At 57.8% G+C, this 25,454-nt stretch carries 22 protein-coding genes and 1 pseudogene; 7 read left to right on the top strand and 16 right to left on the bottom strand.

Annotation, left to right across the window (positions count from 1 at the left end; all coding sequences use genetic code 11):
- Positions 1-61 precede the first annotated feature (61 nt).
- Together hfq and hflX are read left to right on the top strand one after the other, a co-directional pair.
- On the top strand, positions 62-304 hold the full coding sequence (gene hfq, locus IOD40_RS02100; protein ID WP_198473778.1) for an RNA chaperone Hfq: 243 nt from the start codon (positions 62-64) through the stop codon (positions 302-304).
- Positions 305-376: 72 nt separating this feature from the next.
- Entirely contained in the window at positions 377-1,696 is a 1,320-nt protein-coding gene (gene hflX / locus IOD40_RS02095) for a GTPase HflX (protein ID WP_198473776.1), read from the top strand.
- Between the two features lie 2 nt (positions 1,697-1,698).
- Here hflX and mazG read toward each other — a convergent pair whose 3' ends face one another.
- The 12 genes and pseudogenes from mazG to IOD40_RS02035 form a co-directional block, all read right to left on the bottom strand.
- Positions 1,699-2,523 carry a nucleoside triphosphate pyrophosphohydrolase gene (mazG, locus tag IOD40_RS02090; RefSeq protein ID WP_198473774.1) on the bottom strand — a complete coding sequence of 275 codons (825 nt, stop codon included), beginning with the start codon at positions 2,521-2,523 and terminating at the stop codon, positions 1,699-1,701.
- 155 nt (positions 2,524-2,678) lie between these two features.
- Positions 2,679-3,497, bottom strand: coding sequence for an MBL fold metallo-hydrolase (locus IOD40_RS02085; RefSeq protein WP_198473772.1), 819 nt, complete (start codon positions 3,495-3,497; stop codon positions 2,679-2,681).
- A 1-nt stretch (position 3,498) separates the two neighbouring features.
- A complete protein-coding gene (locus IOD40_RS02080; protein ID WP_198473770.1) occupies positions 3,499-4,281 on the bottom strand; it encodes a TatD family hydrolase in 783 nt (260 codons plus the stop codon).
- 9 nt (positions 4,282-4,290) lie between these two features.
- Positions 4,291-5,841, bottom strand: coding sequence for a methionine--tRNA ligase (gene metG, locus IOD40_RS02075; protein WP_198473768.1), 1,551 nt, complete (start codon positions 5,839-5,841; stop codon positions 4,291-4,293).
- Positions 5,842-5,905: 64 nt separating this feature from the next.
- On the bottom strand, positions 5,906-6,961 hold the full coding sequence (locus IOD40_RS02070; RefSeq protein ID WP_198473766.1) for a DNA polymerase III subunit delta': 1,056 nt from the start codon (positions 6,959-6,961) through the stop codon (positions 5,906-5,908).
- The gene (gene tmk, locus IOD40_RS02065; protein WP_198473764.1) at positions 6,958-7,626 is read right to left on the bottom strand and encodes a dTMP kinase; all 669 of its coding nucleotides are present in this window, start codon (positions 7,624-7,626) and stop codon (positions 6,958-6,960) included. The genes IOD40_RS02070 and tmk overlap by 4 nt, the downstream gene beginning before the upstream one ends.
- A gap of 75 nt (positions 7,627-7,701) precedes the next feature.
- Complete coding sequence (locus IOD40_RS02060) at positions 7,702-8,877, bottom strand: D-alanyl-D-alanine carboxypeptidase family protein (protein ID WP_198473763.1); 1,176 nt, start codon at positions 8,875-8,877, stop codon at positions 7,702-7,704.
- A 112-nt stretch (positions 8,878-8,989) separates the two neighbouring features.
- Positions 8,990-9,913 (bottom strand): annotated as a pseudogene (locus tag IOD40_RS02055) (septal ring lytic transglycosylase RlpA family protein); the annotation flags it as partial.
- A 170-nt stretch (positions 9,914-10,083) separates the two neighbouring features.
- Positions 10,084-11,064 (bottom strand): quinone oxidoreductase family protein, encoded by a 981-nt coding sequence (locus IOD40_RS02050; RefSeq protein WP_198474239.1) that lies wholly within the window; start codon positions 11,062-11,064, stop codon positions 10,084-10,086.
- A gap of 2 nt (positions 11,065-11,066) precedes the next feature.
- On the bottom strand, positions 11,067-11,822 hold the full coding sequence (gene pcsA, locus IOD40_RS02045; RefSeq protein WP_198473759.1) for a phosphatidylcholine synthase: 756 nt from the start codon (positions 11,820-11,822) through the stop codon (positions 11,067-11,069).
- A gap of 17 nt (positions 11,823-11,839) precedes the next feature.
- Positions 11,840-12,454, bottom strand: coding sequence for a DUF1326 domain-containing protein (locus tag IOD40_RS02040; protein ID WP_198473757.1), 615 nt, complete (start codon positions 12,452-12,454; stop codon positions 11,840-11,842).
- A 9-nt stretch (positions 12,455-12,463) separates the two neighbouring features.
- Complete coding sequence (locus IOD40_RS02035) at positions 12,464-13,363, bottom strand: DUF2182 domain-containing protein (protein WP_233713793.1); 900 nt, start codon at positions 13,361-13,363, stop codon at positions 12,464-12,466.
- A 44-nt stretch (positions 13,364-13,407) separates the two neighbouring features.
- Here IOD40_RS02035 and IOD40_RS02030 point away from each other — a divergent pair, with 44 nt between their 5' ends.
- On the top strand, positions 13,408-14,622 hold the full coding sequence (locus tag IOD40_RS02030) for a UbiH/UbiF family hydroxylase (RefSeq protein WP_198473755.1): 1,215 nt from the start codon (positions 13,408-13,410) through the stop codon (positions 14,620-14,622).
- On the opposite strand, the gene IOD40_RS02025 is transcribed toward IOD40_RS02030, so the two are convergent.
- Positions 14,582-15,541 (bottom strand): AEC family transporter, encoded by a 960-nt coding sequence (locus IOD40_RS02025; protein WP_198473753.1) that lies wholly within the window; start codon positions 15,539-15,541, stop codon positions 14,582-14,584. The two genes, IOD40_RS02030 and IOD40_RS02025, sit on opposite strands and share 41 nt — an antisense overlap.
- A 116-nt stretch (positions 15,542-15,657) precedes the next feature.
- On the opposite strand from IOD40_RS02025, the gene hspQ reads away from it, so the two are divergent.
- On the top strand, positions 15,658-15,987 hold the full coding sequence (gene hspQ, locus IOD40_RS02020) for a heat shock protein HspQ (protein WP_198473751.1): 330 nt from the start codon (positions 15,658-15,660) through the stop codon (positions 15,985-15,987).
- 61 nt (positions 15,988-16,048) lie between these two features.
- Here hspQ and IOD40_RS02015 read toward each other — a convergent pair whose 3' ends face one another.
- Positions 16,049-16,675: an invasion associated locus B family protein gene (locus tag IOD40_RS02015; protein ID WP_198473749.1), complete on the bottom strand. Its 627-nt coding sequence runs from the start codon at positions 16,673-16,675 to the stop codon at positions 16,049-16,051.
- Between the two features lie 227 nt (positions 16,676-16,902).
- Here IOD40_RS02015 and IOD40_RS02010 point away from each other — a divergent pair, with 227 nt between their 5' ends.
- Together IOD40_RS02010 and IOD40_RS02005 are read left to right on the top strand one after the other, a co-directional pair.
- Positions 16,903-18,699, top strand: coding sequence for an extracellular solute-binding protein (locus IOD40_RS02010; protein WP_233713792.1), 1,797 nt, complete (start codon positions 16,903-16,905; stop codon positions 18,697-18,699).
- Between the two features lie 12 nt (positions 18,700-18,711).
- Positions 18,712-19,398, top strand: coding sequence for a DsbA family oxidoreductase (locus IOD40_RS02005; protein WP_198473747.1), 687 nt, complete (start codon positions 18,712-18,714; stop codon positions 19,396-19,398).
- A gap of 54 nt (positions 19,399-19,452) precedes the next feature.
- Here the strand turns inward: IOD40_RS02005 and mfd are convergent, their stop codons facing one another.
- Positions 19,453-22,935: a transcription-repair coupling factor gene (mfd, locus tag IOD40_RS02000; RefSeq protein WP_198473746.1), complete on the bottom strand. Its 3,483-nt coding sequence runs from the start codon at positions 22,933-22,935 to the stop codon at positions 19,453-19,455.
- Between the two features lie 7 nt (positions 22,936-22,942).
- Positions 22,943-23,230, bottom strand: coding sequence for a succinate dehydrogenase assembly factor 2 (locus IOD40_RS01995; RefSeq protein WP_198473744.1), 288 nt, complete (start codon positions 23,228-23,230; stop codon positions 22,943-22,945).
- Positions 23,231-23,344: 114 nt separating this feature from the next.
- On the opposite strand from IOD40_RS01995, the gene recG reads away from it, so the two are divergent.
- Positions 23,345-25,453, top strand: a complete 2,109-nt coding sequence (gene recG / locus IOD40_RS01990) for an ATP-dependent DNA helicase RecG (protein WP_198473742.1) — start codon at positions 23,345-23,347, stop codon at positions 25,451-25,453.
- Position 25,454: the final 1 nt, after the last annotated feature.

Raw genomic sequence — 25,454 nt, 5'->3', positions numbered from 1 at the left:
AGCTCTTGCTCAGATGGGCGCTACTGGCAGGCACTTTGGGGATCTGCGAAAGATAAGAAAAATGGCGGAACGGACGCAAAATCTGCAGGATGTATTCCTGAATTCTGTTCGCAAGAGCAAGAATCCACTTACGATTTTCCTCGTCAACGGCGTCAAGCTCACCGGCGTGGTGACGTCTTTTGACAATTTCTGCGTTTTGCTCCGTCGCGATGGACACTCGCAACTCGTCTACAAGCACGCGATCTCGACCATCATGCCAAGCCAGCCTGTGCAGATGTTCGAAAGCGAGGACAAGGAAACCTGATTGGCGCACACCGGTTCGACCGGAAAACGGGCAGGGGACGCCAAACGCCGCAGCATTGCGACGGATCAAAATATGTCCCCTGAGGGCGTTACCGCACGCGCAATCATTATCGTTCCGGTTCTAACGCGCCTTCCGAGGGGCGCCGACGAGGCAGCGCGCGCGAAAACGCAGCGCGCGCCACAAGCGCGCCTGGACGAGGCCATCGGACTTGCTGGCGCCATCGATCTCGAAACGGTCCATTCCGAGATTGTGACCGTCAACGATCCGCGTCCCGCGACCTTGATCGGCACTGGCAAGCTCGAAGAGATTGCGGAACTGGTGGCGCAGCACGAAGTCGAGCTGGTCTTCATCGATCATCCGCTGACGCCGGTCCAACAACGCAATCTGGAAAAAGGTCTGGACGCCAAGGTCCTCGATCGCACTGGCATTATTCTGGAGATTTTCGGCCGTCGCGCGCGCACCCGAGAAGGCACGCTGCAGGTTGATCTGGCGCACCTTGAGTACCAACGTGGACGGCTGGTACGTAGCTGGACCCACCTCGAGCGCCAGCGTGGCGGCGCCGGCTTCCTTGGTGGACCGGGAGAGACGCAGATCGAGGCTGACCGCCGCATCCTTCAAGAGAAGATAGTCAAGCTGAAGCGCGAGCTTGAAACCGTTCGGCGCACACGGGACTTGCATCGGGCGAAACGCCGCAAGGTACCGTATCCGATCGTCTCGATCGTCGGCTACACCAATGCCGGAAAATCAACCCTGTTCAATCGATTGACCGGAGCAGGGGTAATGGCAGAGGACATGCTGTTTGCAACGCTTGATCCAACGCTGCGCCGCGTGCGACTGCCTCATGGCACGATCGTCATCATGTCTGACACGGTCGGCTTCATATCCGACCTTCCTACCCATCTGATCGCGGCCTTCCGAGCAACGCTCGAAGAGGTGGTTGAAGCCGATCTGATCATACACCTTCGCGATATTTCCGATCCCGACACAACCGCCCAGGCAGAGGATGTCGTCGAGATTCTCCGCAGCCTCGATGTCGACGCCCAAGACGAAAAGCGAGTGCTTGAGGTGTGGAACAAGGTTGATCTTCTCGATGACGGCGCTCGTGCCGCCATGCTTGACCGAAAGGGGCAGCCTCCGGTTGTCATATCGGCCATCTCGGGCGAGGGGATCGACGAGCTTGCGTCAATCATTGAGGAGCGCATCGCTGGCGCCCTGAAGGATGCGGAACTGACACTCTCACCTCATCAGATCGGCGATCTCGACTGGCTTTACCGCAACAGCTCGGTCTTATCTCGCGAAAACCACGAAGATGGCAGCATCAGCCTCAAGTTACGTGCTACCAACGCAATTCGCGATGAGCTGACGCTGAAATATGGCGCAGCACTTAGCTGATCTCAGACGCGGCCCTTGGCCATCGCCCAGAGCGCTTCCATCTCGTCGAGGTTCGCCTCCTCAACGCTGCGGCCCTTCGACTTAAGTTCGCGTTCGATAAAGTGAAACCGGTCGCGGAACTTATCGTTGGTCAGGCGTAGCGATGTCTCTGAATCCAACTCAAGATGGCGCCCCAGATTGACGACCGAGAAGAACAGATCTCCAAGCTCCGCTGCTACCGCATCCTGCTGCCCTTCGGCCATGGCAGCCCGTAGTTCCCCGATTTCCTCCTCGATCTTGTCGAGTATAGGTTCGGCCGCTCCCCAATCGAAGCCGACGCGCGCAGCTTTCTGTTGCAGCTTTAACGCTCGGGTGAGGGCAGGCTGCGCCAGTGGAATGCCATCCAGATAGCCCTCGGATTTCACCCTCGGTTCCTCGCCGCGTGCTGCTCGCGCCGCCTCTTTTTCTGCCTTCTCTTCTGCCTTGATCGTCTCCCACATTCCTTTTGGAAGACCTTGCCGGCGAGCTTCCTCATCACCGAATACGTGCGGGTGGCGCCGGATCATTTTCCGTGTCACAGCTTCGACAACATCGCCGAATTTGAACTGACCAATCTCTTCCGCAATTCGAGAGTGATAGACGACCTGCAAAAGGAGATCACCGAGCTCATCACGCAGCTCGTCCATATCGTTCCGCTCGATTGCATCGGCAACTTCGTAGGCTTCCTCGATCGTGTAAGGAGCGATGCTTTCGAAGTTCTGCTCAATGTCCCATGGACAGCCGGTATCCTTGTCCCGAAGCGCGGCCATGATTTCGATCAGGCGAGTAATGTCTTTGGATGGCAGCATGGAATGGGCTCAGAAGAATTTGTGATGCAGTCCGTGGTAGAAGAGGACGGCGCCATTGTCCATCAGCGTCCCCAGCGGGACCAATAAAAGTCGCATAAGGATGATTATGGAACTGACGCTGGTTCTTTTCCCGCTTCTGCTGTCGCGTTCAATGGTCAATCGGCTTTGAGCGGAAACTCGAACATCATTCCGTCGAAGGCTGGCTCGACATTGTCTGGTGTCTCGGCGCGTACTGTCTCGTAATCCAGCGGTACGTGCATGTGAGTGAGAACCGCCTGCCGGGGTTTGAGCCGATCGATCCACTCAAGCGCCTCGCCAAGCGAGAAATGACTGGGATGCGGTCTGTACTGCAGTGCATCGATAACGAGCAATTCCAGATTCTCGAGAAGTGGTACCGTCTCGCTCGGATAATCACTGACGTCGGAGCAATATGCGAGGTCGCCAATCCTGAAGCCGAGCGACATCATATCGCCGTGGATCTGCGGCAATGGCAGAAACGATATCGGTCCTCCAAGTCCATCAACTTCGAATGCTGTATCGTGGTCAATCAGATGCGGCTCAACAATCGGCGGATACGAACTGCCTGGCGGAGTTTCGAAGCAATATTCGAAACCTGCGCGCAACCGGGACAGAGTCATGTCATCTGCGAAGATGTCGATCCGTTTCCGGGCTTCGAGGAAGTAGCTACGCACGTCGTCAATGCCATGGATGTGATCGGCATGGCCGTGGGTGTACACCACCGCATCAAGATGCGTTGCCGAGGCCGAAATCATCTGCTCCCGGAAGTCTGGACCGGTATCGATCGCTACGCGGGTTGTCCGGCCATCGGGTCTGATCCGCTCCACAAGCGCAGCGGGCCTGCGGCGCTTGTTCTTTGGATTGGAAGGATCACAATTTCCCCAGTCACCGTTCGGTCGCGGAACACCCGGAGACGAACCGCTTCCAACGATCGTGAAACGGAGCAGATCCGCCATCTCAAGCAGGTCTCGGCATCTTGCTGAACAGGCGGAAGAAATTGTTCGTCGTCAGCGTTGCAATCTCGTCCTCATCCACCCCGATCGTCTCGGCGAGGACCTTGGCCGTCTGCCTGACGAAGGAAGGCTCGTTGCGTTTACCTCTGAAAGGCGGCGGAGCAAGGAATGGCGCATCGGTCTCGACCAACAGCCTGTCGCGCGGAACATCGGCAGCGATTGCGCGGATCTCGTCAGAATTCCGGAACGTCAGAATACCAGAAAATGACACATAACCGCCTAGCCCAACCCCGACCTCGGCGAGGCGTCGACCGGACGAAAAGCAATGCAGAACAAAGGGGAAGGCCCCCTTCCCCATTTCGTCGGTCAAGATGGCGGCCATATCATCGTCCGCATCGCGGGCATGGATCACAAGCGGCAGTTGCGTGATGCGCGATGCCGCGATGTGGTTTCGCAGACCCTGCGCCTGCGCTTCGCGTGGAGCGTGGTCGTAGAAATAATCCAGCCCAGCCTCACCGATAGCGATAACCTTTGCATGCCGAGCATGAGCAACCAGCTCATCCACCGTTACGTCGAGCTCTTCGGCGGCCTGATGCGGATGCGTGCCGACTGAGCAATAGACTTCCGGATAAGCCTCGGCGATTGCCAAAATATTTGCGAACCGACGAACCCGGGTCGAGATGGTCACCATTCGCCCGACGCCCGCCGCCTTCGCACGGGCTATTATTTCGTCCAGTTCCTCCGCAAAGTCTGGAAAGTCGAGATGGCAATGGCTGTCTACAAGCATGATCCGTCCTTACGCAGTCGCCGCCGGCTCCACATAGCGCGGGAAGACGCCTTGCGGTGCCGGGAGCTCCTGACCAGACTGAAGTGCCGCGCTGTCGCCGACATCAGCGAAGCGACGGGCTTCCGCTGGTACCGCCAGCAGATCGAGCAGCTTCGCTGACGATTCCGGCATGTAAGGCTGGCACATAATGGCAACGCGACGCACGGTCTCCGCCGTCGTCCAAAGAACCGTCTCCATCCGCGCAGGATCGGTCTTGCGCAGTGCCCACGGCTCCTGGCCGGCGAAATACCGGTTGGCTTCGGCAACGACCGCGAACACGGAAGCAAGCGCCTGATGGATCGCCTGATTTTCCATGGCTTTGCGCGATGTCGCCAGTGCTTCGGTCGCCATTCCGAGAATGGCCTGGTCTTCCGGTTGCAGATCGCCCTTGGCAGGGACCCTGCCCTCGCAATTCTTCGCAATCATGGAAAGTGAGCGCTGGGCAAGGTTGCCGAGATCGTTCGCGAGATCGGCATTGGTGCGATTGACGATGGCCTCGTGGCTGTAATTGCCGTCCTGGCCGAAGGGGACTTCGCGCAGCAGGAAATAACGCAGCTGATCCAGACCGTAATGCTCCACGAGAGAGAATGGATCGATCACGTTACCGACCGACTTCGACATTTTCTCACCGCGGTTGAACACGAAGCCGTGGCCAAACACGCGCTTCGGCAGTTCGATACCCGCTGACATCAGGAATGCCGGCCAGTAAACCGCATGAAAACGCGTGATGTCCTTGCCGATAACATGAACGTCCGCCGGCCAAAATCCGCGAAGGTCTGCCCCCTCGTCCGGGTAACCGATACCGGTAAGGTAGTTGGTCAGAGCGTCGACCCAAACGTACATGACGTGCTTTTCGTCGCCAGGAACCGGAATCCCCCAGTCGAACGTGGTTCTCGAGACCGATAGGTCCTTGAGACCGGAATTTACGAAGCTGACGATCTCGTTGCGGCGCTCGTTCGGCCCGATGAAGCCAGGGTTCTCATCGTAGAACTTAAGGAGACGATCCTGGTAATTGGAAAGGCGGAAGAAATAGCTTTCTTCCTCCACCCATTCGACAGGAGTTCCCTGCGGACCGTAGCGGACACCGTCTTCCCGGACTTCAGTCTCATCCTCGCCGTAATAGGCTTCGTCCCGGACCGAATACCAGCCGGCATAGCTATCCTTGTAGATGTCGCCATTGGCGGCCATCGCCTTCCAGATCGCTTGAGATGCCCTGTAATGACGCTCTTCAGAGGTGCGTATGAAGTCGTTGTTGGACGAGTTCAGCGCTGCCGCCATGCGCTGAAACTCTGCTGCGTTTCGGTCGGCCAGTTCGCGCGGTGTAATGCCCTCTTTGCGGGCAGTCTGGAACATCTTGATTCCATGCTCGTCGGTGCCGGTCAGGAAGTAAACGTCCTTGCCGTCGAGACGCTGAAACCGTGCAAGCGCGTCTGTCGCGATCAATTCGTAGGCGTGGCCAATGTGGGGCCTGCCATTTGGATAGGAAATCGCCGTGGTGATGTAATAGCGTTCGGTCGACATAACTTGGTCCGGATCCATCTTGTGGGGCGTGGATAGCGCATCGCAACCGCGATTGCTACGCGATCTATGCGTGGAGCGCCTGCCACATTCGATGAAGCATGCCGCTTACGTGCTGCTTCTTGTCGAGATTATAGGTCTCGGTCTCAATAACTTGCTGGCCGGCTTGACGCCAGAGATCAGCAAAAAAAGACGCCGCTCCTACATGACTTTGCGCGGCTGCGTTCTTCGCCCAGTCTGCGATCATGTCGAGCACATTCTGATTGAAGATCGCGAACTGAACGCCGTTGTCCTTTCCTGAGACAACTTCAGCGATGCGCCAGGCCTTGGCGACGGGGTAGGGCTTCTCAGCCATCACTTCGGCGATAGCGTCGGCTATATCGAGGCCGCCATACTGGGTCAGCAGCAGCGCTTCGCGCACGCTGCCCCCAGCCCTGTGGGCCAGAGCCGCCCGCGCTTGCTCATCCGGAGGAACCGGTGCTGCCAGAGAATTCAGCACCTTCAAAAGCTGCCCCTCACTCAAGGGCTTGAACTTCATCAACTGACAGCGCGAGCGGATGGTTGGCAGTAATCCACCTGCAGAGTGCGCGATCAGGATGAAAAGCGTTCGGGCTGGCGGCTCCTCAAGGTTTTTGAGAAGCGCGTTGGCTGCATTGGTGTTCATGTCATCTGCTGGATCAACGATGACGACGCGCCACCCGCCATCATGCGACGTCATGGACAGGAAGCGGCCGATCTTTCGGATCTCATCTACGGTGACAACAGATTTGAACCCTTTGGTCCTCTCATTCACCGGCCTCGTGAGATGCAACACCGACGGGTGAGAGCCTTGGGCGATCTGGCGGAACAAGGAAGATTGCGGATCCCGGTTGCTGAACTCCAGCGGAGCATTCTCGCTGACAGGATGAGCAAGAAGATGATGAGCCAGGTGGAAGGCAAAAGTTGCTTTTCCTATCCCTGGAACGCCGGACAAGAGCAATGCATGATGCATCTTGCCCGACCGGTAAGCCGCTGCCACATGAGCGACAGCGTCCTCATGGCCTACAAGAAGCGGGTTTTCCGCCGGCTCAGCGATCCCGTCGATCGTATCAAACTGTTCAGGGGCGAGGCGCACGAAACTCATGGTCTGGCTTCCTCGCCTGCAACATCTTTCCTCGCAGTCAGAAGATTGGTGACCTCCCGGATGATGTCTACCGCCACGAGGTTCGGCGGGCGTCCAGCATCAATAATCCTGCAGCGGTCCGGCTCCGTGTGCGCAATGTCAAGAAACGCCTCCCGTCGGCGGCGGTGAACGTCCATCGTCTCCTTTTCAAAGCGATCCGCCCCCTCGTCCCCGCGCCTGGCATTTGCCCGGCGCATCCCCTCCTCTGCGGGAAGATCAAGGATCAAGGTCAAGTCCGGCACCATTCCATTGATAGCGGATGCTTCGAGCGGTTGCATGAAATCGGCACCTAGGTTGCCGGTCACGCCCTGGTAGACGCGGCTCGAATCCATGAAGCGGTCGCAAAGGACGATCTTCCCAGCGTCCACCGCCGGACGGATGACCTGTTCGACATGATCCGACCGGGCTGCGGCGAACAGGATTGCCTCCATCGCTGGGCCGAAGGGCTCTGCAGCCCCTGACAGAATGACATGCCTCACAGCCTCTGCGCCGGGGGAGCCACCAGGCTCTCGCGTGACCACCACATCTCGGCCTCCCTGCCGCAGCGCATCGGCGAGGGTGGTAATCTGAGTCGACTTTCCAGCCCCCTCGCCGCCCTCGAAAGTTATGAAGATGCCACGCGCCACGTCAGCCTTTCAGTACGCCGATTCCGGAATTTGCATTCCACATATGATAGTGCGGCGTCATTATCTACACGCGGCTCAGCGCAACCAGCCGATCGCCAGTTCCTCGACCGCGTCAAAGAAGCGCTGATGCAATTGCCCGACACCCACGCTCTCGGCAGCAAAAAGTGGTGTCTCCTGGCTCAGCGTGTCTCCGATCCATACCTTCAGCGATCCGATCCGTCTGCCCTCCTCCACCGGAGCTATGATCGGGCCGTCGTAAACGATCCGGGCGATAAGCCGGTCGCGATTGAAGGTTGGAACAAAGATGGAAAGCGGCCCCGCATCACCTCTGAGCGCGACGCCCGACTTCTCGCCGCCATACACCTTGGCCTCGCCAACGGCCTCCCCAGCATCAAAAATCGTGATCTTTTGGAACGCCCGCATGCCCCAGTCGAGGATGCGGCGAGCTTCTTCAGCGCGCAGCTTGTCGCTTTCAAGACCGCTCAGCGCCACAAAGGTGCGCCTTCCGTCACGGTTGACAGAGCCTACAATCGCGTAGCCCGATTCTTCCGTGAAACCCGTCTTGAGGCCGTCGGCCCCGATGTTCATTCCGAGTAGCGGATTGCGGTTTCGCTGCGTGATCTTGTTCCAGGTGAAATCTGGTTGCGAATAATATTTGTAAAATTCCGGATACTCGCGCCACATATGGTTCGCGAGCTTTGCAAGTTCCCGCGCGGTCACAACCTGCCCCTCGGCTGGAAGGCCGGTTGAGTTCTTGAATACCGACTTTGTAAGCCCCAGCTCCCTCGCCCGCTCATTCATCAGCTGGGCGAAGTTTTCTTCGGATCCGGCCATGCCTTCAGCGATGATGATGCAGCCGTCATTGGCGGATTGCACGATCACCCCCTGGATCAGATCTTCGAGTCGGATCGAAGAGCCCAACGCTGCAAACATGGTAGACGTACGCGAGGGCGCTCCACCAGTACGCCACGCATTCTCCGAGACGTAAAATTCATCATCGAGGGAAAGCTGCCCCTTGCGGATAGCATTGAACACCACCTCCATCGTCATCAGCTTGGCCAATGACGCAGGCGGGAATGGTGTGTCCGGATCTTTCGCGTAAAGAATGGTGCCGGTGTCCGCATCGACGAGAAAAGCCTGCTTCGCCTTTGTGTCGAACATGTCCTGCGCGTTGCCACCGATACACGCAGCCGCAAGAAACAGGCTCGCAAACACCGAACGAAAAAGACTGCCTACGTAAAATGCTCGCATACCCTATCCGCTCCCCACGCGTTGCTTCGAAGGTATCAGCCCGCCCAGATCCGTATCAAGCGGGTGCTGACTTTTATTCGGCTGCGAGTGAATAGCGTTGGTTCAGGGATTCTACGATTCGAGCCATGTCTGCATCAGCACCGGCGAGGTCATCCAGAACAGCTGCCGCGCCGCGAACACGCTCATCAGCGTAAGCCAATGGATCGGCGGGTGCAACCGCGATCACGCTGTCTGGACGCTCCGGGACGACGGGACCAAAGTCGGGCAAAGCAAAAAACTCGGAAGACGACGCCGGTGCAACGCCGACACCTGAAAACGCAGCCGACGCATCGGCACGTTGCGTTGGTGTGGGGCCATTCATGGCGATCATGACGCCGGATGGCAGGCCGTCCGAGGGATCTGGTGCCTTGCCACCCGGTCGGAAGGACGCCAGCAAGATCTCATCATCCTGACCGTGGAGCGGTGCGCGGCCGAGATATTCGACTTCCACGCTTGCCACGCCCCGATGGCTATAATCCAGCATCTCGGCCGCACGTCGTGACAGATCGATCAGCCGACCTCGGGAGTAAGGCCCACGATCGTTGACCCGGACAACCACGGAGTGGCCGTTCTCCTTGTTCGTAACGCGCGCATAACTCGGCAGCGGCATCGTGGGATGCGCTGCACTGAGATGCGTCATGTCGTAGATTTCACCATTGGCTGTCAGGCGGCCATGAAACGCATCACCATACCATGATGCCAGCCCCGACTTCTTATAATCCGGCTCCTCCTTCGGGTGGTACCACTTGCCCTTGATCTGGTAAGGTTTCCCAATCTGCTCCCTGCCGCCGCCGCGAGGCAGGTTGCTCGCCAGATTTGATACGCGGGGGCTCGCTTTCACCCCATACTCGGATTCAGCGAAATATTCCTTGCTGCGTTTCGGTTTTTTCGGAGCTTCGGCAACCTGTGATGCACAGGATGCCAGCAAGCACGTCGAAACGACACCGATAAGCGCGACAAACCTGTTGCAGGTTGCCATCGAAGGCAAAACCGTCATGCCCGAACTACCCCGAACTCACACGTGTCGTACGCAAAACAAAACAATCACAGCGGTCCCCGCATGCGGGCGCAATATCGCGCAAACTGCTATAAAAGTCTTAGCACCCTCTTAAGCAATTCGGGCGAGATCGGGGCATAAATGCGTTTCGATCGGGAGACGGGGCTTTTTCAACTGGGAATCAGCACGGACGCCCCGGTCGTCTTTCGATCCTCCAGGTCCCGATGGGCTATAGCGGCTTCGTTCAATGGATAGCGTTGATGGACGGCAACTTTTACTGCGCCGGCCTGAACGACGCCGAAAAGCGCGTTGGCGCTTTCCTCCAATTCGGCCCGTGTTGCGATATACGCAAATACCGTCGGGCGCGTCACGTAAAGCGATCCCTTCTGAGACAAGATCCCGAGATTGACAGGCGGGATTGTGCCGGATGATTGACCAAAGCTGACGAGCATTCCTCGCGACCTCAAGCAGTTCAGCGATCCCTCAAATGTGTCTTTGCCGACCGAATCGTAAACGACATCGCACTTCTTCCCGCCAGTGATCTCGCTGACAGCGGAAACGAAGTCATCTCGACGATAGTTAATGACATGGTGATAGCCATGCGTACGGGCCAATTCGACCTTCTCGTCGGACCCGACGGTACCAATGACAGTCGCGCCAAGCGATTTAGCCCACTGGCCCAACAACAGGCCGACCCCACCGGCCGCGGCATGAACCAGGAGGGTATCGCCGGCTTTGACGTGGTAGGTCCGCCGCAACAGATATTCTGCGGTCATTCCCTTGAGCATCATGGCCGCGACAGTCTCGTCTGAGACGCCATCTGGCACGCGAACAAGGTGGCGCGCCTCAATGATCCGCTGCTCACTGTAAGCCCCAAGCGGGCCGACATAGGCAACACGGTCCCCGACGCTCAGGCCTTCAACTCCGTCACCCACATCTACGACCTTCCCAGCTGCCTCGTTTCCGAGAATCAGAGGGAAACCGCTGGGAGCTGGGTACAACCCGGACCGGTAATAGGTGTCGATAAAATTGAGGCCGATGGCCGTGTGCCGAATAAGCACTTCCCCCGGCCCCGGATTGCCAATCTGAATTTGCTCGTACTTTAAGACTTCCGGCCCACCGTTCCCATGAATACGGATCGCTGCGACCATCATCATGCCCCCCTACGCAGACCTAGGTTGGGGAAGATCTGCATGATACCTCCGATCACAAACAGATAGACGCCGGTGAGGCCAATTCCGATCTGGATCGGCTGTGGTGCATCCATATCCTGCAAAAGGGCAATCATTCCGAAGACGCACCAGGCGAGGAATATTCCCAGATTGAGGGGGCGAAGACGCTTAACGCGCACCGGATGCAGAAAATTCACGGGCACGAACGAGAGCATCGCGGCAATCACGACGACTGCGAACGAAACCCACTCGCCGGGTGCAATCACGAAGAGGGTGAAGACAATCATGTTCCAGACGACCGGGAAACCCTTAAAGAAGTTCTCCTTCGTCTTCATGCCCGTATCCGCGTAGTAGATCGCGCTCGACACCACGATGATCGCGGCGGAGAGGAATGACAGCCCCTCACCCATGAAACCGCTTTGATAGAGCGCAAAGGCCGGTATCAGGACATAGGTCACATAGTCGATGATGTTATCGAGGACTTCGCCCGACCAGGTTGGCAGTACCTCTTTCACCTGAAGCTTGCGCGCAATCGGTCCATCGATCCCGTCGACAAACAGGGCCAATCCCAGCCATAGGAACATGGCAGTCCACTGTTTCTCAGCCGCTGAAACCAGAGAGAGAAACGCGAGAAATGAACCTGACGCGGTCAGGAGATGTACAGAGAATGCGCGAGCCTGAGGCCACGTCACCTTCTTCTTGGGCCGCGGGATGCGGTCCGCAATTTTCTTTTTCAAAGGGGCTTCGTCTTCTGTCACGGTCCGCGCCAATCCAGCTTACAGATCTCGGCCGATCGGCCGGCAAAGTTCCAGTTACGGCCGAACGCTCGCATTCGGCTCTTGTCGGATTTCGCCACGATGATCTCGGGCGCAATCCAATATTCAGAGTTGGTGATCACGGTGTCACCATCCCGACTTTTTCCCGGTATGGGAGTCACCGCACCATCGATGATGCCTGGTATCTGAAATAACCGAGTCTTGTCACGAACGTCGTAACTGATTTTGGCGCGTTGAACCCCTAGGAAATTTCCAACAAGGATCGAAAGAAGGCTCGTGGTCCCTCCCGCCCTTCCGGTGAAGATCTGCTCAATGGCCTTTTGCGCGTTGAGTGAAGCGCGATCATCCAGAAACAGGCCGGCCGTCCAATTGCCCCTGCTCATATAGCCGGGGATCTCCATGACGAGGCCAAGGTTCAAATCAGAAAGATTGACGTCATCGAAATGTCCGGTCTCGACGCGAAACCCCGCCCAGGTCTGACAATATCCCTCGGTGGGCGGATGCTGTCCAAGCGAGAGAACACAGGGACAAAACACGGTGCAGTTGCACGACAGGACCAGCTCGCCTTTCAGTACCCAGCTTCCAACGGTCATTGCAACCTCCTACGCAGGAGACGCTACAAGGAGCGCCGCCGCCCAGACAAGCAATATTCCGCCTGCAATCCAAGTGAATAAGCTTCCCCGCACCTCCTTTTCAACCAATGAGAAGATGCCGATCAGCGCCATCCAGAACAGGTTCATCGTTCCGACCGCGAACATGACGAGCATCAGCGCCCAACAACATCCGACGCACCATAGACCTTGCTGCATCCCAAGAACGAATATCTTCCGCTTATCCACGCTCCAACGCGCAAACAAAGTCGCAAACGGGTTGCGGCACTTGTCGAGGCAAGCATTTTTCAGACCGCTGAACTGGTAGAGACCTGCAACTGCCAGCGCGGCAGCCGCCACTTTGTAGCCAGCGGGCTCGCCAAGTCTCACCCCTGCGGAGAGGAGCGCGTAGCTCAAGAGTGCGAAGCCGAACGCGACGACGAACCAGGTGGCCAGATAGCCGGATAGCAACACCAGCGGCGATACAGCCTCCTCACCCTTTCCTGCCGCTGTGTCGGCTATCTCGCAATAAGTCCTGATCATTGGCGCTGCGGACGGCAACATCATCGCGACGGTCATCAGCACCCACATCACGAAAATTGCGATTAGTTGTGCCGTCATGCCACCGGGGACAACCACCGGTGAAAAGCACATGAGAAAGAAAGCCTCAAAGATATCGGGCAGTTTCAACGATGGCAGCGCCAGTAGCAGCGCGCCTCCCGGCCCAGGATCGACCTCCGCGGCCCGTCGCGACATCGCCAACAGAAACAGCCATGAAAGGAACACGCTGATGGTCAGGATCAAATAGACCAGAGCGCGCGCCCGACCCGACACTTCCGCGACGGAGCGAGCAGGTACACCCAGATTTGAAAAATCATCATCGGGCTCATCCATTCCAATCGAATGAGCCATTTCGCCCCGTTGATCAAGCTGTTCGAAAAGCCCTATATCGCGCCATGAACTATGATGCTGATATCGTCGTTGCCGGGACCGGTCCCGCAGGTCTCCTCGCAGCAATTGCGCTTGCTCAAGCAGGTTGCTCGGTCATCCTCGTCGGTCCGCCAATAAATAGCGGAGATCGACGGACCACGGCGCTCATGAAGCCTTCGCTGGATTTTCTGGACGGGCTAGGCGTTCTTGAGGAACTGAGAGACGGTTCAGCACCGCTGCGCGTCATGAGGATAGCCGACGCCACTTCAAGAATATTGCGCAGCCCGGTCGTCACCTTCCGGGCGGTTGAAATCGGGGAAGAATATTTCGGCCTGAACATCCCGAACCGCAACATGCTGCCGGTTCTTGAGCGTGCGGTGAAATCAACCGCTAACATCCGCACTGAGGAGTCTATCGTTACCGAGTGGCTACCTGGCGACGATGCCGTGCAGGCGAAACTCGCCAATGGTAAAACGATCACGGCAAGGCTTGCTGCAGCAGCGGACGGGCGCGGCTCACCAGCCCGGGACGCTGCGGGGATTCGCGTCCGCAGCGCGTCAACCGGCCAATCGGCTCTTGTTCTGGATTTCGCGCACACACGCCATCACGACGATACGTCAACGGAGTTCCATACCGAACACGGGCCGTTCACGGTCGTTCCTCTGCCCGGAATGCGATCGAGCCTCGTCTGGGTTAATCGCCCGCGTCGAGCGGAAGAGCTGAAAGCACTTCCGGATGCCGAGCTGTCGCGGCTTATCGAGGACCGAATGCAGTCCATACTGGGGCGCGTCGAGGTCGAGCCTGGACGTCAAGTTTACTCGCTAACCGCGGTGCTCCCGTCTCGGTTCGCGGCGAATCGAATAGCTTTGGTCGGCGAGGCTGCGCATGTATTCCCGCCAATTGGAGCACAGGGGCTGAACCTTGGTATTCGCGACGTGGAGAGCCTTGTGAAGGTCGCAAGGCGCTACATGAACGATCCGGGAGCCGCTCCCGCGCTCAGCTACTACGACCAACTGAGGCGTCCCGACATTTTGGCGAGGTCCTCGGCTGTAGATCTGCTCAACCGCTCGCTAATGTCCGATGCCTTGCCGATACAGGTGCTGCGCACCGCCGGCCTGAGCGTAATTGGCGCCCTACCCCCTTTGCGTAGCTTCTTCATGCGCGAGGGCCTGCGTACCGGGAGCGGTATTACGGGCCTTTTCAGGGAAAGAGGTCCGGCGGCAAGATTCCGCTCTGAATGAGATACAGCAGGGCAGTAATGGTTCCGATCGATGCAACCGTCGTTATGAGCACGCTCGCTGAGGCCCGCTGAACCCACACGTCGTATTGCTGCGCGATGACGAACACGTTCGTGGCCGTCGGCAATGCAGCCAATATCACGGCTGAATATACCCAGACGGAGTCAAAGTTACCGATCAGACTCAATATCAGGTAGCAGAGCGTGGGATGGATGATGAGCTTCAGCGGCGCGATTGCCGTGAGTTCGCTCGGCATTCTGCGCAAAGGTCGTGACGCGAGCGTCACTCCCATCGCAAACAAGGCGCATGGTGCAGCCGCCTGCGCAAAATAATCTAGCAAGGTTGAGATCGCGGTCGGCACCTGCAACTCGAACACTGCAGCGAACACCCCAGCGGCCGTGGCCACGATAAAAGGGTGGGTTACGACCTTGGTGACGACGTCGAGCGCCAGCCGCGCCGCAGATTGCCTCCTGCCTCCGGAAAGCGCCATCATCAGCGGTGCCACCGTAAAATGCAGGGTGTTCTCGAAGCAAAAAATCAGCGCTACGGGAACTGCCGCGTCGGGACCGAAGGCAAGCAACGCAAGTCCCGGCCCCATATACCCAATATTGCCATATGCCGCCGACAGACTTTTGATCGTAGTCTCAGCCAGATTTCGTGTCACGAGCAGCGATCCGACGAACATGATGGTGAAGACCAGATAGGTCGCCAGAACCGCGCCCCCGATGAACCGCCATTCAGTCAGCTGATCTACCGGTGTGCGGGAGATAAGCTGGAAAAACAGCGCCGGAAGCGCCACATACACGACGAAAATGTTCATCCACGCCAGCGCATCTGGTGGCTGGCGAGAGATGCGGGCAGCTAGCGCACCGACGAATATCATTCCGAAGAAGGGCAGAACCAAGCCAACGATATTCGCCATAGTGCCCCCAGTAATGGCTTTTCTACAGCGGCTAGCTTGCTATCGGGCAAGGGTCAAGCTGAGCCAGTTGAAAAGCTGACTGTATTGCGCAACATAGCGCGCAAAGGTGCAAGCAGATGCGTGAGTTCAAAACAGCGAAGTTCAAGATCGGCCAAGTCGTGCGTCACCGCCTCTTCCCCTTCCGCGGAGTTGTGTTTGACGTCGATCCTGAGTTTGCGAACACGGAAGAGTGGTACGAGGCGATTCCTGCGGAAGTGCGTCCCGCGCGCGACCAACCATTTTATCATCTTCTGGCTGAAAACGACGACACCGAATATGTGGCTTACGTCTCCGAACAGAACCTCGTGATCGACGATTCCGGCGCACCTATTCGCCACCCGGCGCTAACAGAGATCTTTGACGTGACAACGAATGGCTACGTCCTCAAGCTGCCAATTCGCCACTAGCTGGCAGGCACGAAAAAAGGCGGGTTGCCCCGCCCTTTGAATTTCTGCGCGAAACCGGGGATCAATTACCCTGCTTCGCCTTCTCCTGCTCTTCCTTCAGCTTCGCAGCGAAGTCCTCGGTGTTGCGATTGACGAATTCCTGAAGCTGGCGCTGGCGGTTTTCGATATCAGCCTGCTGAAGCGGCTCGCCATCAAAGGCGCCTGTGAAGCCCGAGAGGGAGACCTTGATCGGGTTCGGCTGGTTCTGGAAGTTCACCGAGGTAAATGTGACGTTTGAACCGCGCTTGAAGGATGCGACGAGCTGGTCGGTCAGCGGCGCCTCGGCAATGCAACGATCCGGAAGGCAGATCATGTAATCGATCTTCTGGGTCTGTCCGCCGTCAATCTGCATGCCGATTCCGGGAGGAACCATGCGTCCGGTCGGGACAGTAACCTGGAAAATCTTGCGATTCACCTTGCCCTTCACCTCGATGAGGCTCACGCCCGTCAACAGCTGCCCTGTGTCAGCAACGCTGATATTCTGGACATTGCAGATGTCTACGTCTTCCTGCTTGCTGCAGGCCTTGAACCAGCCTTTCGGCATCTCCGGCTGCTGAGCGGCGGCGGGAGTCAACGTCATGGCCGCTACGGCAAAAGCACCGCCTGCCAAAACTGAAAGGCGGGACACGTCGGTCTTCCGGCTGTTCATTGGGTCGTGATCCTCTCAAGACATATGAGCTGCTTGGCAGCCGTTGGTTGCTGCACAGGTGATCAGCAAATACGGCGACAGCATGACTTCTAGCGCCTGTTACACCGCCAGGCTAAACGAATCCAGACCCGCAAGCAAAATTGCCTGACCTAACCACGATTCCGGCACTTTCCCTCTCATGCTAGGGTCTGCCGATTCGGATTGAGTTTGACCTTCGGAGTCCCTTCATGCGTCTACTGGCGACCGCACTTGTCATTGTCGGCGCAATGATTTGCCCATCCATGGCTGACGGCCCCCGCCATGCAATTGCGATGCATGGGGAGCCGGCGCTTCCGGAAGACTTCGCCCATTTTCCCTATGTAAACCCCGACGCGCCGAAAGGCGGGCGAGTGGAATATGCCTGGCAAGGGTCTTTCGACAGCGTCAATCCTTTCATCGTCCAAGGGGACGCTGCGCGCGGCCTTGTCGATCTTGAGCTGGGTAACAACGTGTTCGAAACGCTCATGCACCGCTCGGCGGATGAGCCCTTCACCCTTTACCCGCTGATCGCAAAAACCGTCGAAACGGATGACGAGCGCAGCTTCGTCGAATTCACCCTTGATGAACGGGCCCGGTTCTCGGACGGCGAACCGATCACGCCGGACGATGTTATCTTCACCCTCGAGCTTTTACGCGACAAGGGTTTTCCGCGGTACGCAACCACCGCGAAAAAGGTCTCGAAGATCGAGAAGGTCGGCGAACGGGGCGTGCGGTTCACCTTTGCAGAGCCAGATCGTGAGCTTCCGCTGATACTCGGGCTGATGCCAGTCCTGCCCGAACATGCGATCGATGCGGAAAAGTTCGAACGGTCTACCCTGAAGCCTATTATCGGTTCAGGACCGTATCTGATTGATGCCATTCGGCCTGGCGAATCCATCACGCTGAAGCGTAATCCGGATTATTGGGCAAAAGACATTCCTACCAAGATCGGTCACGACAATTACGACCAGATCCGCATTACCTATATCCGCGACGACAACACGATTTTTGAAGCCTTCAAGAAGGGCTCGACCTTCATCAATATCGAGACGGATACCGGACGCTGGTCCACGGGATACGACTTCCCGGCCGCGCGCGACGGTCGTGTCATAAAGGACGAGTTCGAGAAGCGTTTCCCATCTGGCATGTACGGTTTCGTCATGAATACTCGTCGCCCCGTATTCGCCGACCGCGATGTCCGACATGCTCTGAGCGGTCTGTTTGATTTTGAATGGGCGAACCGGAACCTCTTCAACGGAGCCTATGCGCGGATTCGCAGTTTTTATGATGGCTCTGACCTCTCCTCATTCGGTGCGCCGGCGAGTGACGAAGAGCGTGCCCTGCTAGCCCCGTTCCCAGATGCGGTATTGCCCGAAATTTTTACCGGAAAGTGGCAGCTCCCACACTCCGACGGCACGGGCAGGGATCGGGAGTTTCTCCGAAAGGGAATGGATGCCCTTAAAGCAGCAGGCTACCGGCTGGAAGGTCGGCACCTGGTGGATGCCAGCGGCAAGCCCCTTTCGTTTGAGATCATGCTCAACGGCCCTTCAGCTGTACCAGTCGCGACCGCGTGGAGCCGCACACTTGAGCGGCTTGGCATTTCCGCGACGATCAGAGTGGTCGATGCGGCCCAGTACCTTCAGCGTCAGCGGGTTTATGATTTTGACGCGATGCTCTTCAACTACACCTCTTCGCTCTCCCCTGGTGTGGAACAGGTTTTTCGGTGGGGCTCAGCAAACCGTGACATTGAGGGTACGTTCAACTTCGCCGGGGCCGCTGAGCCAGCAATCGACGCAATGATCGACGCCCTCTTGTCGGCTCGCACGCGGGAAGATTTCGAGACCGCGGTTCGGGCCTATGATCGCGTCCTGCTTTCGGGTGCCTATGTCGTTCCACTCTATCATCAGCCTGTGAGATGGATTGCGCGGTGGAAACAGATTGATCGGCCGGAAGTAACCCCGTTGCTGGGCCCGCAGCTCACGACGTGGTGGCAAGCAGACGAATGAATGGACAAAGCCATGCTTGAACGGACTGAATTGGTCATCGACGTCATTTCGGACGTCGTATGCCCCTGGTGCTTCATCGGAATGAAAAGGCTCGAGCAGGCAATCAGCCTCATCGATGATGTTCAGATCAAGCCGCGTTGGCGTCCGTTCCAATTAGACCCAGATGTCCCGGCGAAGGGACTGCCAAGGGCGAAGTATATGCTCGACAAATTCGGCAGCGAAGAACGCATCACCGCAATGCACGCACAGATCGCTCAGTTAGGCGAACTTGACGGGATACGCTTTAATTTCGAGGACATTCAGGTTGCGCCCAATACGCTGGATTCCCATCGCTTGATTCGCTGGGCCGGTTCGCCAAAGGCGCCCGATGGCACTCAATCCTTGATCGTGAAGCGGCTCTTCGAGCTATATTTCGAAGAGGGGCGTGACATTGGCGATCATAAGGTGCTGACGGAAGCCGCTGAGGAGTGCGGCATGGATGGCGGCCTGGTGGCAGCGCTGCTCCTCTCCCCGGCAGACATCGAGTCTCTTCGTGCAGAGATGCAATCCGCCAGGGCGATGGGCGTTAGTGGCGTTCCGAGCTTCGTGTTAGAAAACAGGTATGTACTCGTCGGCGCGCAGGAAACCACGTCATTGGTTGATGCGCTCCGGCAGGTTGCATCAGCTAAGGCGCGCGGGGAGCTTTCCAAAGACGCTTAGTGCAGGTCCGAATATATGAAATGGCGCGGCACACGATCTCCGCGCCATTTCTTATCAGGCTGCCTTCTCAACGAGCTTAGCAAGCTGCGTCATTATCACCGCAGAGCCTGCCAGACGCTTTTGCGGAGTTGGCCAATCCCGCATCAGCACAATGCTCTGATCTGGACGAATCTTCGCCAGCGAGCCCTGCTCCGCAATGTAACGAACGAGGCCGGCCGGCTCGGGGAACGTCTTGTTGCGAAACTGAATGACGACCCCTTTTGGTCCTGCATCAAGCTTCTCGACATTGGCCTTGCGGCAGAGAGCCTTGATGAACACGATCTTCAGCAGGTGCTCCACCTCTTCGGGCATCGGACCAAAACGATCAATCAGTTCAGCACCGAACCCGTCGATCTCCCCCGGCGTTTCAAGGTCCGCAAGGCGGCGATAAAGGGCAAGGCGTAGCTGCAGATCCGGAACATAGCTTTCCGGAATCATTACGGCAGTTCCTACAGTGATCTGCGGCGACCACCCCTCCTCGAACGCTTCACCGGTGCCACGAAGTTCGGCCACCGCTTCCTCCAGCATCTGCTGGTAAAGCTCAAAGCCGACCTCCTTGATGTGGCCGCTTTGCTGATCTCCGAGCAGGTTGCCAGCACCACGAATATCGAGGTCGTGGCTGGCCAGCTGGAAGCCTGCGCCCAAAGTGTCGAGCGACTGAAGAACTTTGAGCCGGCGCTCGGCCAACGCGGTAAGCGTCTTGCGGGCTGGCAAGGTGAATAGCGCATACGCCCGCAGCTTGGAGCGACCAACACGCCCCCGCAGCTGGTAGAGCTGCCCAAGTCCGAACATGTCGGCGCGATGGACGATCATCGTGTTCGCGGTCGGGATATCGAGGCCGGATTCGACGATCGTCGTCGACAAAAGCACATCATATTGGCCGTCGTAAAAGGCATTCATGATGTCATCGAGTTCGCCCGCAGCCATTTGACCGTGAGCCGTCGCGACCTTCAGTTCCGGAACTTGTTCGGAGAGGAACGTCTTGATCTCGTCAAGATCGGAGATGCGTGGGACAACGTAGAAGCTCTGGCCGCCGCGATAGCGCTCACGCAGCAGAGTCTCTCGGATTACGAGCGGATCAAAGGGCGAGATGAATGTGCGTACCGCCATACGGTCGACCGGCGGAGTCGTGATCAAAGACAGCTCACGAACGCCAGTCAGCGCGAGCTGGAGCGTACGTGGGATAGGCGTCGCCGACAGCGTTAGAACGTGAACGTCGATTTTCAGCTCCTTCAATCGCTCCTTGTGCTTCACGCCGAAGTGCTGCTCTTCGTCGATGATGAGGAGGCCGAGGTTTTTGAAGGTTACCCCCGTCCCCAGAAGCGCATGAGTGCCGACGACGATATCAACAGTGCCGTCCGTAACCCCCTTCTTTGTCTGCGACAATTCTTTCGACGAAACGAGGCGCGAGGCTTGACGCACATTTATCGGCAGCCCTGCGAACCGCTGGCTGAAAGTGCGAAAATGCTGGCGCGCCAACAAGGTTGTCGGAACCACGACGGCAACCTGGAAGCCTTCCATTGCAGCAAGGAACGCAGCTCTGAGGGCAACCTCCGTCTTGCCGAAGCCCACATCGCCGCAAATCAACCGATCCATCGGCCGCCCAGCAGCCAGATCATCCGCGACTGCGTCAATTGCCGACTGCTGATCGTCCGTCTCCTCGTACGGGAACCGTGCGGCAAATTCTGCGTAGACACCTTCAGGCGGCATCATCACGGGTGCAGGTCTCAACTCGCGCTCTGCTGCAAGCTTGATCAACTGGCCGGCCATCTCCAGCAGTCGCCGCTTCAGCTTTGCCTTGCGAGACTGCCAGGCCACACCGCCGAGCTTGTCGAGCATGGTCTCCGACGACTCGGATCCATAGCGAGACAGGAGGTCGATGTTCTCGACCGGCAGAAATAACCGATCATCACCCGCATAGTGGATTTCAAGGCAATCGTGCGGCGCACCAGCTGCTTCGATCGTCTTCAGTCCGATGAAACGTCCTATGCCGTGTTCTGTGTGAACGACGATGTCCCCTTCGGAAAGGGCTGCGACTTCGGCAATGAAATCGGAAGCTTTCTTGCGCTTCTTGGCACGACGGATCAGACGGTCGCCCAGAATATCCTGCTCGGCGATGACTGAGAGGCTTTCCGTCTCGAAACCGGCTTCCAGAGGTAGAACGACTAGACCTGCCTGCCCCTTACCCAGCTTCTCGACTTCACCGATGGCTCCGATCTTGTGAAGGTTTTCCAGGCCGTGCTCGGTCAGCACCTGTGTCAGGCGGTCGAGCGACCCTTCGCTGTACCCTGCAATCAACACACGACGTTTGCCCGTCCGTAGATCAGCGATGTGTTTGACTGCATGTTCAAACACATTTTCATTCGGGTCTGCTCGCTCCTCAACAAAATTGCGCCCCGACCGAGCCCCCGCATGACGCAAAGCTCGTCCAAGCGTTGGCGGCGTGTCGAAAGGGGTAAAGTCGGCCCACACGCGCGCGTCGAGCCGTGATTTCACTTCTTCGGGGGAAAGGTAAAGCAGGGGCGGCTGAACGGGCATGTAAGGCACGGCGTCCGCGAATGCGTCGCCCTGCTTCGACCGTGCTTCATAATGATCAAGGATCAGTGCTGACCGCTCTGCAATCGCCTCGTGTGCGAGATGATCGAAAACGATCGGTGCGTCAGGGAGATAGTCGAAGACCGTTTCCATCTCTTCATAGAAGAGCGGGAGCCAATGCTCCATGCCTGCAAAGCGCCGGCCTTCACTGACTGCGGCATAGAGCGCATCGTCACGTGAAGGCGCGCCGAAGGCCTCGATATAAGAACGCCGAAACCGGCTGATTGTATCAGGGGTGAGCGACACCTCGCTCATTGGCTTCAGGGCGAAAGACTGCTTTTGGCCAACTGTGCGCTGGGTTGCAGGGTCAAAGGTCCGGATCGATTCCAGCGTATCGCCAAAGAAGTCCAGCCGCACTGGCTCGCCACCCGGCGCGTAAAGATCAAGGATGCCGCCTCTGACGGCGTACTCACCCACATCACGAACCGTGGGAACCCTATCGAAGCCGCTGATCTCAAGATGCGCTAGGAGCGCATTCATATCCACCTGGTTGCCCGGGCGTGCAGAGAAGGATTGCGCCGCCACGGCCTTTGCCGGAGGCATCCGCTGCAGCAATGCATTCGCGCTTACAAGGATGATCGCGCGATGCGGTTTGTCCCGCAGCGCAGCCATCGCCGTCATCGCATCCAGGCGTCGTGAAGCCGCATCCGCCCCCGGTGACACACGATCATATGGCAGGCAGTCCCACGCTGGCAGTTCGAGCACCGGGATGCCGGGAGCTGCGAATGCCAGCACCTCAGTCAGAGCCGGGATACGCTGCCCATCACGCGCCACATAGATCAGCGGCGCTTCGCTCAACTGGGCGGCGATAGACGCTAGCGCGAAGCCTTCATAGCCATCGGCAATGCCATCAATGATGGCATTACCTTTTTCGGGTAGGCGGATTGCGGAGAGGATACTCATGCGGCTATCAGACCAACGCTGCGTCGCGGTAACTCAGGATCTTTGCAAAGACCAGGGTGTCATGCTCGGCCGGAACCGGCACCTCGCCCAGAACCCATTTCAGGATGTCGCCATCGAGTTCTGACATGAAGTGCTCATAGATGTTCAGCTCTTCTTCCGACAGTTTTTCGATCTCACCATCGGCAAACGAACCGAGGATCAGGTCGACCTCTCGCATTCCGCGGTGCCAGGAGCGGTAGAGAATCTTTCTGCGGCGTGGATCCAGATTGGCGCTGGAGCGCGTAGTTCCCGTCATGTCGGATTAAATTCCCTCGGGCCTGTGGAAAGCCATGGATGATGGGCGGATATAACGCCTCAAATCCGCAATGTCAGCCTTTGCCGTCACACATGGGCGTCATATGGTCCAGTCATGCGACCGAACCTGCTTGATCCCCTCTTCGCACCTGCAACCGTCCTCGATGGGATTGGCCCGAAACTGGCCAAGCTACTCCCCAACGTCGTCCCGCACGATACCACCGGACGAGACGTGAGGGTGGGTGATCTCCTCTTCGTGTTGCCGCATTCGATCATTGACCGGCGCAAAACCTATCTGATCAGTGAAGCGCCTGAAGCCACGGTTGTTACCCTGAAGATCTCGATCGATCATCATCAGCCGCCTCCCCCTGGCAAAGGCAAACAACCTTACCGGGTCTACGGACATGACGCCTCAAATGAAATCGCGCTCACCTTCTTTCACGCGCGAGGCGATTGGCTCGGCAAAGCGTTGCCAGAAGGTTCAGAGGTCATCGTCTCCGGCCGCTTGGAGCGCTTCAACGGCCGTGCCGCGATGGTTCACCCGGACCACATGGTGCCGGTCGCACGTGCCGATGAGCTGCCTCTGCTCGAAAATGTCTATCCGCTGACAGCCGGACTATCTGGCAAGGTGCTGCGCCGCGCCATTCTCGCTGGAACTGATCGCGTCCCGGATCTGCCCGAATGGCTGGATCCCGAAGTATCGAGAGGCCAGAACTTTCCAAGCTTGCGAATGGCGTTGCACAGACTGCATCACCCCACGGATCCTCTCGACATCAATCCAGACAGCCCTGCATGGCGGAGGCTGGCGTATGACGAATTGCTGGCGGGCCAGCTTGCGCTCGCGCTGGTCCGAAAGCGAATCCGTAAGGCCGACGGTCGCCCCCTGGTTGGCAACGGATCGGTGGAACGGAAGATCCGCGCGGCTTTGCCCTACTCGCTGACCGCGGCTCAGGAGAAGGCAGTGGAAGACATTCATGCCGACCTCGCCTTGCCGGAACGCATGTTGCGCTTGTTGCAAGGTGATGTTGGGTCAGGAAAAACCGTCGTCGCGCTTATGGCGATGGCGCGCGCCGCCGAAGCCGGTGGGCAATCAGCGCTGATGGCCCCTACGGAAATCCTGGCCAGACAGCATTTTTCCTCGATCAAGGTCCTCGCCGAGAGCGCAGGTCTCAAGACCGCGATTTTGACGGGACGTGAAAAAGGTCGAGACCGCACGGAAACACTCAAAGCCATCGCCGAGGGAAATGTCGACATAGTGATCGGCACCCACGCGATATTTCAGGACGCTGTGCAGTTCCAGAACCTCGTGCTGGCGATCATTGATGAGCAGCACCGTTTCGGAGTGCATCAACGCCTTGCGATCTCGGCGAAAGGTGAAGCAGTGGACATGCTGGTGATGACCGCGACTCCTATTCCGCGCACGCTTGTCCTGACGGCGTTTGGAGATATGGACGTCTCCCGCCTCACGGAAAAGCCCGCGGGGCGCAAACCCATTCAGACCGTAACGCTGCCGCTGGAACGTATCGGAGAGTTGGTAAATCGCCTTCAGTCAGCCATTCAGAGCGGCCAGAAGGTCTATTGGATTTGCCCGCTTGTCGAGGAATCCGAAGACATCAAATTGATGTCGGCCGAAGACCGCTACGCGGCGCTGCAGCCGATCTTCGGCGATAAAGTCGGAATTATCCACGGCAGGATGAGCGGTCCGGACAAAGATGCGGCAATGCTTGCCTTCAAGAACGGTGACACCCGAATCCTCATCGGAACCACTGTCATCGAAGTGGGTGTCGATGTGCCGGATGCGACGATCATCGTGATAGAACACGCCGAGCGATTTGGTCTCGCGCAACTCCACCAGCTTCGTGGCCGTGTCGGTCGCGGTGATCGCCAGTCGAACTGCGTCCTGCTTTACAAGGAGCCACTGGGTCTCGTTGCCAGACAGCGCCTTTCCGTCATGCGCGAGACTGAGGATGGTTTCCGGATTTCGGAGGAAGATCTGAAATTGCGCGGCGAAGGCGAGTTGCTGGGCACCAAACAGTCCGGTGCGCCAGGTTTCAGAGTGGCCCGAATTGAACGCCACGCGGATCTTTTGCAGATCGCCCGTGACGACGCGCGCCTGATGTTGGAGCGAGATCCTGAGCTGACCTCCCCTCGCGGAGAGGCGCTCAAGACCTTGCTTTATCTGTATGGCCGGGATGATGCCGTCAGGCTCTTGCGAGCAGGATAGC

It is taken from the genome of Aquamicrobium zhengzhouense (assembly GCF_016124105.1).
Classification (GTDB): domain Bacteria; phylum Pseudomonadota; class Alphaproteobacteria; order Rhizobiales; family Rhizobiaceae; genus Aerobium; species Aerobium zhengzhouense.
Note: the sequence above shows the minus strand (reverse complement) of the source record. Positions and strands in the feature narration are given on the sequence as shown.